10 protein-coding genes are annotated in these 12,812 nt (G+C 47.8%); 1 reads left to right on the top strand and 9 read right to left on the bottom strand.

Annotation, left to right across the window (positions count from 1 at the left end; all coding sequences use genetic code 11):
- The 8 genes from AC4E7D_RS05480 to AC4E7D_RS05445 all read right to left on the bottom strand — a co-directional run.
- The coding region (locus AC4E7D_RS05480; RefSeq protein ID WP_490172806.1) for a cytochrome c oxidase subunit I at window positions 1-1,720 on the bottom strand (1,720 nt) is incomplete at its 3' end.
- A 39-nt stretch (window positions 1,721-1,759) separates the two neighbouring features.
- On the bottom strand, window positions 1,760-2,818 hold the full coding sequence (locus tag AC4E7D_RS05475) for a cytochrome c oxidase subunit II (protein WP_490172805.1): 1,059 nt from the start codon (window positions 2,816-2,818) through the stop codon (window positions 1,760-1,762).
- A gap of 39 nt (window positions 2,819-2,857) precedes the next feature.
- Entirely contained in the window at window positions 2,858-4,180 is a 1,323-nt protein-coding gene (locus AC4E7D_RS05470; RefSeq protein WP_490172804.1) for a quinol:cytochrome C oxidoreductase, read from the bottom strand.
- Between the two features lie 16 nt (window positions 4,181-4,196).
- On the bottom strand, window positions 4,197-4,757 hold the full coding sequence (locus AC4E7D_RS05465; RefSeq protein ID WP_490172803.1) for a c-type cytochrome: 561 nt from the start codon (window positions 4,755-4,757) through the stop codon (window positions 4,197-4,199).
- Between the two features lie 3 nt (window positions 4,758-4,760).
- The gene (locus tag AC4E7D_RS05460) at window positions 4,761-5,288 is read right to left on the bottom strand and encodes a DUF3341 domain-containing protein (protein WP_490172802.1); all 528 of its coding nucleotides are present in this window, start codon (window positions 5,286-5,288) and stop codon (window positions 4,761-4,763) included.
- A gap of 2 nt (window positions 5,289-5,290) precedes the next feature.
- Window positions 5,291-7,027, bottom strand: a complete 1,737-nt coding sequence (locus AC4E7D_RS05455; protein WP_490172801.1) for a helix-hairpin-helix domain-containing protein — start codon at window positions 7,025-7,027, stop codon at window positions 5,291-5,293.
- Window positions 7,028-7,053: 26 nt separating this feature from the next.
- Complete coding sequence (locus AC4E7D_RS05450; RefSeq protein WP_490172800.1) at window positions 7,054-10,143, bottom strand: TAT-variant-translocated molybdopterin oxidoreductase; 3,090 nt, start codon at window positions 10,141-10,143, stop codon at window positions 7,054-7,056.
- A gap of 37 nt (window positions 10,144-10,180) precedes the next feature.
- On the bottom strand, window positions 10,181-11,554 hold the full coding sequence (locus tag AC4E7D_RS05445) for a c-type cytochrome (RefSeq protein ID WP_490172799.1): 1,374 nt from the start codon (window positions 11,552-11,554) through the stop codon (window positions 10,181-10,183).
- A 237-nt stretch (window positions 11,555-11,791) separates the two neighbouring features.
- On the opposite strand from AC4E7D_RS05445, the gene AC4E7D_RS05440 reads away from it, so the two are divergent.
- Window positions 11,792-12,172 carry an SPOR domain-containing protein gene (locus tag AC4E7D_RS05440; protein WP_490172798.1) on the top strand — a complete coding sequence of 127 codons (381 nt, stop codon included), beginning with the start codon at window positions 11,792-11,794 and terminating at the stop codon, window positions 12,170-12,172.
- Window positions 12,173-12,226: 54 nt separating this feature from the next.
- Here AC4E7D_RS05440 and AC4E7D_RS05435 read toward each other — a convergent pair.
- The coding region (locus tag AC4E7D_RS05435) for a translation initiation factor IF-2 (RefSeq protein WP_490172797.1) at window positions 12,227-12,812 on the bottom strand (586 nt) is incomplete at its 5' end.

The following is a 12,812-nucleotide window of genomic DNA, read 5'->3' as shown; positions in this document are numbered from 1 at the left end:
CATACGCCCAACGGTGTACTTCAGGAATTTCCCCTTCCCAGTTCCCGTGGATATGCTCAATAGGCGCTGTCCATTCGAGCGTATTGGAATTCCATGGGTTCTGTACGGTAGGCTTCCCGTAGAAGATACTGTGGATGAAGTTGTATACAAAGATCAGCTGGGCGGCTCCTGCAACCAGTGCAAAAACGGTCACAAGCACATTCACGTCGGCCAGCTCATCAAACATCGGGAAGGCCGTGTTTTCGTAGTAACGCCTAGGTACACCGGCCATACCCACAAAGTGCATTGGGAAGAATACCCCATAGGCACAAACTGCAGTTACCCAGAAATGCACATAGCCCAGGTTTTTGTTCATCATGCGCTTGAACATTTTTGGGAACCAGTGGTATACCCCGGCAAATAGTCCGTAGAGCGCAGAGATACCCATCACCAGGTGGAAGTGGGCCACTACAAAATAGGTGTCGTGTACGTTGATATCCAGTGTGGAATCCCCAAGGATGATCCCGGTCAAACCTCCGGTAATGAAGGTAGATACCAGTCCGATAGAGAACAGCATCGCCGGGTTCAGTTGCAAATTCCCTTTCCAGAGGGTTGTGATATAGTTAAATGCCTTTACCGCAGAAGGGATGGCGATCAACAACGTGGTAAAGGTGAACACTGACCCCAGGAATGGATTCATCCCGGATACGAACATATGGTGCCCCCAAACGATGGTAGAAAGGAAGGCAATAGCAAGGATAGACGCCACCATTGCGCGGTAACCGAAGATCGGTTTACGGGCGTTGGTAGACATCACCTCAGAAGTGATCCCCAGTGCGGGTAACAGTACGATATATACTTCAGGGTGTCCCAAGAACCAGAACAGGTGCTCAAACAGTACCGGAGATCCTCCCTGGTAGTGCAGTACTTCCCCCTGAATAAAGATATCAGACAGGAAGAATGAAGTTCCGAAACTACGGTCCATGATCAGCAACAAGGCTGCTGAAAGCAGAACAGGGAAGGAAATCACACCAATGATAGCCGTAACAAAAAAGGCCCAGATGGTAAGGGGCAGGCGTGTCATCGACATCCCCTTGGTCCTGAGGTTAATTACCGTAACGATATAGTTCAGCGAACCCAGCAGGGAACTCGCGATAAAGATAGCCATGGAAACCAGCCAGAGGGTCATACCCATACCGGATCCCGGTTGCGCCATTGGCAGAGCACTAAGTGGTGGGTAGATGGTCCACCCGGCTGCCGCAGGTCCTGCTTCCACAAAAAGTGAGATCACCATGATCACACTCGAGAGGAAGAACAACCAGTAAGAAAGCATATTGAGGAACCCGGATGCCATATCCCTCGCCCCGATCTGAAGGGGGATCAGCAGGTTACTAAAGGTACCGCTCAAACCGGCCGTCAGTACAAAGAACACCATGATGGTACCGTGTATGGTCACCAGTGCCAGGTATACGTCGGCATCCATTACCCCGTCAGGGGCCCATTTTCCAAGTAAGGCCTCAAAAATGGGGAAGGATTCACCCGGCCAGGCCAATTGCAGTCGGAACAACAAAGACATGGCGATCCCAATAAAGCCCATGATCAACCCGGTGATCAGGTACTGTTTGGAAATCATCTTGTGATCCTGGCTGAATATATACTTGGTTACAAATGTCTCCTTATGATGGTGATGCCCGTGGTCGTGTGCGTGTTCATCTACCGTTGCATGTGCTGATACAGACATAATTTTCTTTTTTAATTTTCTTTTCTTTTTATAGCGATTTTATTGCATAGAAGCCATTAACTGACCAAAGGTCTGCTGACTGGCGATCCATTCATTGTATTCTTCTTCGGTCTCTACGATTATCTTCATTTGCATGTTGTAGTGCGATTTCCCGCAGATCTTGTTGCAGAGCAAAACATAATCGAATTCCCAGGGGTCCGAATTCGGTTCCCCGTTGGCAGCGCGTTCTGCACGGATAGCATTGGTACGGTTCACCTTGTCTACTATTTCCGGTTTAAGGCGCATTTCTGCCGTGGTGATGGTTGGCGTAAAGGAAAATTCTGTGATCATCCCGGGTACACAGTTCATCTGTGCCCTGAAGTGGGGCATGTAAGCCGAGTGCAGTACATCCTGCGACCGCATTTTAAAGTTGACTTTCCTGCCTACAGGGAGGTGCAGTTCCTTTACTATAATGTCATCTGTTGCGTTGGGATCGGATTCATCCAGACCCAGTACGTTTGCCTTGTCAATATCGATCATCCTAACGTTGGCATCCCCGAGCACGTTGTCAGTTCCCCCGTAACGGGCGGTCCAGTTAAACTGTTGGGCGTATAGCTCTACTACGAGGGGATCATCGTCCTCGTTGATGTCCATAATGTTCGTCCAGGTGTAGAGGCCCCAGAGGATCAGACCGGCAAGTACAATTACCGGGATGATGGTCCATATAAATTCCAGGCGGTCATTGTCTGCAAAAAACAGGGCTTTTTTTCCTTTCTCCCCTTTGTATTTGTAACCAAAATAGTGGAGCAAGGCCTGAGTTATCGTTTGTACAATGAAAATGATCACAAAGGACCACAGCAACAGGCTATCATAATCGGTACCATGGGCCGAAGCTGATTCAGGCAAAATAAATTTGCTGTATTTCCAAAAACAAAAGATGGTAAACAGATAAATAAATATCAGGAACCCAAAAAGGAGATAGCCATTATACTTGTTGTCCTTGTCTGTGGCGACCTGAGAAATTTCGGCCTTCACCTGGGACAATTCAAATATTTTAGTCATCTGCCAAATGGCGATCCCTACTAAAACTACAACAGCTAATATCAGTACTGTACTCATTTCAACTCTTCAAATTATTCTTATACTACTTCAACTCCATTAATAATGAAACTGCCTGCTCTCTTCTATATATGGGTTACGTGTAACCTGTAGCGGCGCTTTGGTCAGGGCACGGAACACCCAGTAAATAAAGGCTCCGCTAAAGAAACTCAGTGCACCCAATTCTGGAATGCCGATGAACCATTGGTCACCCACAGCTGATGGCATGATCATATTGAACACATCCAGGTAGTGGCCCAGAAGTACAACAATACCGGTCATAATGACAAACCAGTTGATACGTTTGTAGTCACTGTTCATCAGCACCAGCAAGGGGAATATAAAGTTCATGACCACCATTCCAAAGAACGGCAATTTATAATCTTCGATCCGTGTAACAAAATAGGTTACCTCCTCCGGGATATTGGCATACCAGATCAGCATGAACTGTCCAAACCACAAGTAGGTCCAGAAGATACTGAAGCCGAACATGAACTTGGCCAAATCGTGGATATGGCTGTCGTTTACATCGGGAAGGTAGTTTTTGGATTTCAGGTAAATAGCAATCATGGCGATTACCGTTACTCCTGATACCACCATGCTGGCAAAAACATACCAGCCAAAGAGGGTGCTGAACCAGTGCGGGTCAACGCTCATGATCCAATCCCAGGACATAATAGATTCGGTAACCAGATAAAATACGAGGAAACCTGCGGACCACCTGAAATTCTTTTTAAAACTGGAATCGTCATCGGCATTGTCCTGAGCGATAGACAGCCTGCGGGAAATTTCCCGGTAACCGATCCACCCTCCCAGAAAGATCGCTGCGCGGATCAGGAAGAAGGTGGGGTCAAGGTAGCCTGCCTTATTCTTTAGGATAGTATCTTCGGCCACTAAGTCGGCATCCATCCAGGGGAAGAGGTGATTAAAGTGGAATACAGAGAGCACCAGGATCACAAAAACAATTATCCCGCCGGGAACGATGTAGGCGGTAATGCCTTCCATCACCCGAAAGAGCAATGGGGACCAACCCGCCTGTGACGCCCTTTGTATGGCATAAAATGCCAGTACCCCGAGGGCAATCATAAAGAAAAAGAAAGCTGCTACATACAGTGCCGCCCAGGGACGGTTTTGCAGCTGATGAAGCAAATGTTCATCATGCGCAGCGTGATCTTCCCCGGCAACTGCTCCGTGTCCTTCCTCAGCGACCGCAGCATGTTCCGCTTCATGGGATCCGCCATGCCCGTCATCGTGGGCAGCAACCATGGCTTTGGCATCTTCCACCGTTGATGGTGCAGAAATAAAACCAATGGTCATTCCCAGTGCTCCCAGGACCATCAGGATAATTGCACCCATTTTAAGTTTGTTCGAAAACGTATACATAGTACTGTCCGCTGTATTATTGTGTTAAGTCGTTTTTCAATTTCATCACGTACTCTGATACCTGCCAGCGCTCCTCAAAATTGAGTTGTCCGGCATAAGAACCCATTGAGTTCAGGCCGTAGTAAATGGTGTGATAGGTACTCCCTACAGTTATATTCCTGGCTGCATCTGCATAACTCGGCACCCCGAGGATTTTTTCACGCTTCACCAGCGTACCCTGTCCTTTTCCCTGGTTGCCGTGGCAGATCGCACAATAGATGTCGTACAATTCCTTTCCTTTGGCCAAATTTTCTTCCCGGTTCAGGCTATCCAGCGGGCTCTGCTGTGCTCTTGCCAATTCTTTCCCAGCAGGATCGTCGCTGAATTCGTAAGGTAACCATCCTCTTTTCACGGTATGATCCGGTGGCGTAAGGGCCTCGGTCCCTTCAGGGAGAAAGTCTACTTCCTGATAGGTTTCATATCCTACTGGCTCATACATGTTGGGCATATACTGGTAATTGGGTCGGCTACTGTCTGCGCAGGAAACCCCCAGCAACAGTATCCCCAATATCATCAAACTTTGGAATAACTCCTTCATTTCTTAATGCCTTGTTTTAATAATATTCAATTCTACTGCACCGGTATCGATGAGCAGTTCCTTCAATTCCTTTTCGTTGTTATGTACTTCTATTTCCATAACAAAATGGTCATCCGTGCTCCGCACATCCGGATTTTCCGCTTCTTTGAAGGGCCATAGCTTACTCCTGAGGTAAAAGGTGATCACCATCAGGTGGGCTGCAAAGAAAACCGTCATTTCGAACATGATCGGGACAAAAGCCGGCATATTCTCAATGTAGCTGAAACTGGGTTTTCCACCAATGTTCATGGGCCAGTCCTGTATCATGATATAGTTCATCATGACAATAGCAACTGCAAGGCCCAAACATCCATACATAAAGGAAGTGATCGCGATACGCGTCGGGGCCAGCCCCATGGCCTTGTCCAGTCCGTGAACCGGAAACGGGCAATATACCTCTTCTATGTGATGCTTTGCTGCCTTTACCTTTTTTACGGCGTGCATCAATACATCGTCGTCGTCGTAATATGCGTGTATTTTGGTATCAGCCATACTTATTTGTCTGTATTTAGAAACATTCTCGCCTGTCCGGCCCAATCGTCACGCTGCGCGCGTCCTGGGAAGGAACCCGTAAGTTCATCCAGCAGATTGTATTCCTTCTCGGTCATTTTACTGATCTGTAGGAAGCTGAATATACCCAGCTTATTCAGGGTCTTCTCCATCATGGGCCCTATACCTTTAACCTTCTGCAGGTTATCCGGGCTTTGCGTACTCGCATCAAAACTTCCCAGTGCACCTAAAAGGCTAAAAGCTGGTGCCGCTCCCTGAGGTGCAGGCGCTTCTTCCTGTTCACTTTCTATAATGGTTTCCCGGATTACAGCTTCTTTTCTAACGGTGTATAATGGTTTTCCTGCTGCCCGCAGAGCTTTGTAACGCTCTCCTGAGGATTTCAGAATGGATTTCACCTCAGCCTGCGCAATTACCGGGAAGGTCCTTGCATATAACAGGAAGAGTACAAAGAAGAAGCCAACGGTTCCGATAAAGATCCCGATATCCACAAAAGTGGGCGAGAACATGGTCCATGAGGAGGGCAGGTAATCCCTGTGCAGGGAAGTTACAATGATCACAAATCGCTCAAACCACATCCCTACGTTCACAACGATGGAAATGATAAAGGATACCATAATACTGGTACGGATCTTTTTGACCCACATGATCTGTGGAGATACCACATTACAGGACATCATCAGCAGGTACGCCCACCAGTAAGGTCCTGTAGCCCTGTTGAGGAAAGCGTATTGCTCATATTCCACTCCTGAGTACCAGGCGATAAACAATTCTGTGATATAGGCACAACCCACGATAGAACCGGTGATCATGATGATGATGTTCATCAATTCGATATGCTGTACCGTGATGTACGCTTCCAGGTTACACACCTTACGCATGATGATCAGCAGGGTTTGCACCATGGCGAACCCGGAGAAAATCGCACCGGCAACGAAGTACGGTGGAAAGATGGTGGTGTGCCATCCGGGGATCACGGAGGTGGCAAAGTCAAAGGATACAATGGTGTGTACCGAAAGTACCAGCGGAGTGGCTAACCCGGCCAGTACCAGGGAAACCTCTTCGAAACGCTGCCAGTCCTTTGCCCTACCTGTCCAACCAAAACTTACCAGGCTATAGATCTTTTTCTGGAAGGGTTTCACGGCGCGATCCCGGATCATCCCAAAGTCGGGCAGCAAGCCCGTCCACCAGAAGACCAGAGAAACCGAAAGATAGGTGGAGATCGCGAATACGTCCCATAACAGGGGCGAATTGAAGTTCACCCACAGGGAACCAAACTGGTTTGGGATAGGAACCACCCAATAGGCCAGCCAGGGCCTACCCATGTGTATCAGGGGGAATAGTCCTGCCTGAATAACCGAGAAGATGGTCATGGCCTCCGCAGAGCGGTTGATGGCCATTCTCCATTTCTGCCGGAATAACAAAAGTACTGCTGAGATCAGCGTTCCCGCGTGACCAATACCTACCCACCAGACGAAGTTGGTAATGTCCCAGGCCCAGTTCACGGTTTTGTTTAACCCCCAGGTACCGATACCGGTGCTGATGGTATATACTATTGCACCAATACCCCAGAGCAAGGCCGCCAGGGAAATGGAAAAAACGATCCACCATTGTTTATTGGCCTTTCCTTCTACCGGAGCGGCAATATCCGCGGACACATCGTGGTAGCCTTTGTCTCCAAGAACTAAGGGTTTCCTGATTGGTGCTTCGTAATGCGACGCCATAAATCCTTTTTCGTTTATTTAGTTGATTATGCTTCTTGTGTGTTCCTTACTTTCACGTGATAGAAAACATTGGGCTGGGTACCCACACTTTCCAACAAGTGGTACATGCGGTCACTTTCCTTGAGTTTTGCTACCTCGCTTTCTTTATCATTGATGTCTCCAAATACTATCGCGCCAGTGCTACATGCATTGGAACAAGCGGTCTGGAACTCGCCATCCTTGATTTCCCTGCCTTCTCGCTTGGCATCCAGGATGGTCTTTTGTGTCATTTGTATACAAAGGGAACACTTCTCGATTACCCCTCTCGACCTTACGGTAACATCCGGGTTGATCACCATTTTACCAAGGTCGTTATTGAAGTGGTAATCAAACTCATCGTTGTTATTGAAGAGGAACCAGTTGAACCTTCTTACCTTGTAGGGGCAGTTATTGGCACAATAGCGCGTACCCACACATCGGTTGTAAGCCATATGGTTCTGTCCCTGACGGCTATGGGAAGTAGCCGCAACCGGACAAACGGTCTCACATGGAGCATGGTTACAGTGCTGGCACATAACCGGCTGGAAAGCTACCTGCGGGTTAGCCGCTGCCTGTTCCATTTCTTCAAAGCCCCGCTTGGAACCAAAGGCCCCGGAAAGTCCTTCTTTCTTCTCTACATCCTCTTCAAAGGTGTCTTCAGAAGAATAGTACCGGTCTATTCGCAACCAGTGCATGTCCCTTGACTTTCGGACCTCGCGTTTCCCTACAACCGGGATATTGTTTTCAGCATGGCAGGCAATAACACAGGCCCCGCAACCTGTACAGGCATTGAGGTCTATGGACATATTGAAATGGTGCCCGATGGAGCGATCAAAACTGTCCCAAAGGTCAACCGTGGTAGCCGGTACTTCCTGGTGGTCCAGGGAAACTACCGGTTGTTTGTTCCACTCGGCATGATCCCGAGTATTGAATATCTCCAGGGTGGTTTCCTTGATGATATCACCCCTACCCATTAGGGTTTTGTGCAATTGAATACATGCAAATTCATGCATGCCTGCCGCTTTTTCTATTTGAACGGACTGAATATTGTCGAAGTTGTTGTACAGTTTGTAAGCGTTTACCCCGGTTTTCATTTCGGGTTTCATACCTACACTTCGTCCATAGCCCAGGGAAATCCCTATAGTTCCAGGTGCCTGCCCAGGCTGAATGATCACAGGGACCTTGTCCAGGCTTACCCCGTTTGCGGTAACTTTTGCATAACTACCATCCAGGCCGCCGTTCGCTGCGTTCTCATTTACAAATCCCAATTTATCCGCATCAGCACGCGAAATGGTAAGGTAGTTGTCCCAACTCACCCGTGTGATCGGATCAGGGAATTCCTGTAACCAGGGGTTCCCTGCCTGCTGCCCATCTCCCATACCCACCTTGGGGTACAGTACTAATTCCATCTCAGTAGCGGCAGCATTTGCAAGTCGCTGTACGGATTGTGTTATACTCTCGAGATCCGCTGGCTGCTCTGCTGATACCGGGGTATCCGGTGCAGTTTCCATTGCGGAAATCATGTACACACCATCGTGAAGCGCTTTTTCCCAGGAAACCTCACCGAGGATCCCAGACCATGTTTCTTTTATGTACTCGTAATAGCTTTGCTCGCTGTCCATCCAGTTCAACAGTGATTGCTGAAACTGGCGGGTATCAAAGAGTTCGCGTATCGCCGGCTGTGTTAGGCTGTAGTGGCCTTTTTTCATTTCCGCATCCCCCCAGCTTTCCAAATAGTGGTTGGAGGCAGCTACATACTGACAAATTTCAGTGGTTTCCGTCTGATTGGTGGAAAAGGCTACTGTCATCTCCACATTACCCACGGCCTCTGCAAATTCCCCTGCATTCGGCAAAGTAAACATGGGGTTCACCCCATCCATGATCAGGGCACCCACCTGTCCGGCCTTCATATCGCTGATCAGCTTTTGCAACGCTTCCTGATTCCCCTGACGAATGTATTTTGGTGCTGCCGTATCAAATGCTTCACTATTCAACATTTGGTTAATGGCCAATACGAGTTTCTGAGCATCTGCATCATTCAGACCCGTAACCACCACAGCTTTACTCCCTGCCTGGCGAATTTGTGCGGCTGCTATATCTACCGCTTCGCTTAAGGCATCACTTAAATCAACACTTACATTACTGCCGTTTAACTTACCGTAGAGGCTCGCCAGTATTTTTTTCTGTGCTGCCGGGGTACAGGGAACCCGCTTGTCGGCATTTGCCCCCGTGAGGGACATATTGGATTCAAATTGGATATGCCGCGACATTTTCCCTTCCGAGGGAACCCTTCCCTTTGCGTATCCCGCGTCATAGCCTCCACCCTGCCAATCGGCCAGGAAGTCGGCCCCGATCGAAACGATCAGCTCCGCTTTGCTAAAATCGTAATCCGCAAGTGCCCGCGTACCATAAAAAGCCTCAAATGCCTTTAACGCGGCCTCTTCTGAGACAGCATCATAGCTAACGTGGTTTGCATTGCCAAATTTTTCTTTGAATTCAGCGATCAAGCGGTTGGTAGACGGACTTGCATAGGTCTGTGTCAGGAAGGCGATCTGCTTTCCGGACGCCTGTAATGCAGCAAATTTTTCCTTGGCTGCTGTATCCAGGGCATCCCACTCGATGGCATTCCCATTGGATGTAGGCCCTTGCAGGCGCGTACTGTCATATAAGGATAAAACAGAGGCCTGTATCCGGGCATTGGTGCCTCCCAGCGTTTTGGCTTCTGTGTTGTTTTCTATCTTGATGGGACGGCCTTCCCTAGTCTTCACAAGGATGCTGGCAAAGTCGTATCCGTTAGCGATGGTGGTAGCGTAGTAATTGGCCACCCCTGGGATAATCTTTTCGGGTTGTACTACGTAGGGAATAGATTTTCTTACCGGACCTTCACAGGCAGCCATAGTGGCCGCTGCTGTACTGAACCCTATATACTTGAGGAAATCCCTTCTATTGGTGTTTCCTGAGGCAAGATTTTCCTTGTCGCCCAAAAAATCATCCACGGGGATTTCTTCAGGAAATTCATTTTGTCTAAGCGTCTCAATAATGGAATCGTTCGGATTTAACTCCGCTTCACTTTTCCAATATTTCTTGTTTGATGCCATGCTATATACGTATGTTTAGCTTCTTCTCCTGTTCTGTTTAGTAATGACACTTTCCACATTCCAAACCGCCCATTTGTGCGGCAGTCAGGTTTTCAACACCGTACTTCTTGGAAAGTGCTTCATGAATTTTTTCGTAATACCCGTTATCTTCAACCTGAACATTGGTCTCACGGTGGCAGTTGATACACCAGCCCATGGTTAGCGGGGCGTACTGGTACATGATTTCCATTTCCTCCACCGGACCGTGACAGGTCTGACATTCAATTTCCCCCACAGTTACGTGCTGAGCGTGGTTGAAGTAGGCCAGGTCAGGCAGGTTGTGGATCCTCACCCACTCCACCGGCTGTGATTCACCCGTGTAGCGTTGGTTCTCCTCGTCCCATCCCACGGCCTTATATAACTTTTTGATCTCCGCTGTGTAGAATTCATTGGTATATCCTTTTGCCAGGTCTTCTGCGCTGGGGCCTTCCGGGTTTCCTTTGTATTCGTAGATGGACTTATGACAGTTCATACATACATTTAATGAAGGAATTCCGGAATGCTTGGACACCCTTGCGGAAGAGTGGCAATATTTACATTCGATTTTGTTATCCCCTGCGTGGATCTTGTGAGAGTAGTGGATCGGCTGAATAGGCGCGTACCCCTGATCGATCCCTACTTGCATAAACCATCCATAAGCAAAGTACGCGGCGGCCAACAATAAGAAAATAGAGGACACCAGCACAAGGAATTGGTTTTTGGCGAAAGCCTTCCATAGGGGCATGCGTTTTTCAGCGCGTTCTTTCTCAATGACAACACCATTGGCCTCAGCAATGCGCCTCAAGGTATTGTTTACCAGGATAAGCATCATCACCAGCAAAGCAAAAACCACGACAAGGGCCCCCAGGATCAGTTCATTGCTAATTCCTGTTTGCTCATCCGGACCTTCGGCAGCAGCTGTAGTTGCAGCAGCAGCGGCAGGTGCGGGAGGAGGCGCGGCCGTGTAGGCGAGAATATCGTCAATATCTTCATTGGACAAGGTAGGAAAAGCCGTCATGGCCGCCTGATTGTACTCGTTGTAGATCTTAACGGCATAGGCATCACCAGAACTGATCATCCCGGCGCTGTTCTTGATCCAGGAATACAACCACTCTTTGTCCAGACCTTCTTCCTCAGCAAGCCTTGTCTCCACGTTTGCCAGAGCCGGACCCGTCATTTTACGGTTCAGCGCGTGACAGGCAGCACAGTTTTGGTTGAACAACTGCTTTCCTTTAACGGGATCACCACCAACGGCTTCCGTTGCCTGTTCTTCACCTGCAACAGCTTCACCTTCCGCATCCTGGGCGTGAAGAGTGGTGGAGAACAAAGAAAAAACTATGAATAAACTACCGAAAACGGTGAGGATTTGATTGCGGTACGAAACCTTTTTCATATTGGAGTTGTTTCTATCGAAATCTTGGCACGATTATTACGTTCAATAACGAAAAACACGTAAATTCTCGGCGTTAAAATTGTGGTCAAAAATACAACATTGACTTTATTCTGAAAATGTTAAAATTTTAGAATTTATAATTTATAATTATTCTAAATAAGATGAATTTCCCTTGATTTTAGGCGAATCCTTTACCTTTGTCACATGAATTTTTTGCCTTCAAATACTAAAAGTCTGGTGCGTACCCTGTTATTTTCTGCGGTATTGCTTTTGGGATCCCTGGCTTTCGGGCAGGAAGGCTCAGTGACCATAGACCAGGATCCAAAAATTGACCGGCTGCTGGAATTGTATAAAATTTCCAACTCCAGGGTGAATTACTACACCATTCAGGTGGGCTTTGGAAGTTATGAAGAAGCCGAGGATCTAAAATCGCAGGTAAGGATCGATTTTCCACAGTGGACACCGAAAATCATATTTGATTCCCCCACCTACCGCGTTCGGGTAGGAAATTTCAGGACCAAACTGGAGGCGGAAAGAAAATTTCTGGAAGTACGAAAAAAATACCCTGCCGCACTGCTCCTCAAACCCGAACAGGTTTCGAGAAGAAACTCCCAATAAAGGAAGCCCTCTTTAAATACTCTAAAATCTTGGATTTGTGCAACTTAAGGTTGCTTACAGGGTCTTCTTGACAGCTACTTCCTGGAAGGCCTCTACGATATCCCCGATCCTGATGTCGTTGTAGTTCTTTATCTGCAGACCACAGTCATAGCCTTTGGATACTTCCTTTACGTCATCCTTAAACCGCTTCAGGGAAGCCAGTTCTCCGGTATATACCACTACTCCATCACGGATAAGGCGGATCTGAGAATTTCTGAAGACTTTTCCACTGGTCACCATACATCCGGCGATAGTTCCAATCTTGGAAATTTTAAATGTTTCGCGAATCTCAGCATTTCCTGTAATCTCCTCCTTGATTTCGGGCGACAACATCCCTTCCATCGCATCTTTGAGGTCGTTGATGGCATCGTAGATAATGGAATAGATCCGGATATCAATTTCCTCTTTGTCTGCAATATCCCTGGCGTTACCCATGGGCCGTACGTTAAACCCGATCACAATCGCATCAGACGCAGAAGCGAGCAATACATCGGATTCGGTAATCGCACCTACTCCTTTGTGGATGATATTCACCTGTATCTCGTCCGTGGATAATTTCTGGAAGGAATCCGTTAAGGCCTCCACAGATCCATCCACATCC

The sequence above is a fragment of the Lentiprolixibacter sp. genome, assembly GCF_982873095.1.
This window is presented reverse-complemented; position numbering and strand designations above follow the sequence as displayed.

Excerpts from the sequence above, each read along its gene's own strand:
- AC4E7D_RS05475 (WP_490172805.1), bottom strand. The coding sequence starts at position 2,818 with ATGAGTACAGTACTGATATTAGCTGTTGTAGTTTTAGTAGGGATCGCC.
- AC4E7D_RS05445 (WP_490172799.1), bottom strand. The coding sequence starts at position 11,554 with ATGAAAAAGGTTTCGTACCGCAATCAAATCCTCACCGTTTTCGGTAGT.
- AC4E7D_RS05455 (WP_490172801.1), bottom strand. The coding sequence starts at position 7,027 with ATGGCGTCGCATTACGAAGCACCAATCAGGAAACCCTTAGTTCTTGGA.
- AC4E7D_RS05450 (WP_490172800.1), bottom strand. The coding sequence starts at position 10,143 with ATGGCATCAAACAAGAAATATTGGAAAAGTGAAGCGGAGTTAAATCCG.
- AC4E7D_RS05465 (WP_490172803.1), bottom strand. The coding sequence starts at position 4,757 with ATGAAGGAGTTATTCCAAAGTTTGATGATATTGGGGATACTGTTGCTG.
- AC4E7D_RS05470 (WP_490172804.1), bottom strand. The coding sequence starts at position 4,180 with ATGTATACGTTTTCGAACAAACTTAAAATGGGTGCAATTATCCTGATG.
- AC4E7D_RS05460 (WP_490172802.1), bottom strand. The coding sequence starts at position 5,288 with ATGGCTGATACCAAAATACACGCATATTACGACGACGACGATGTATTG.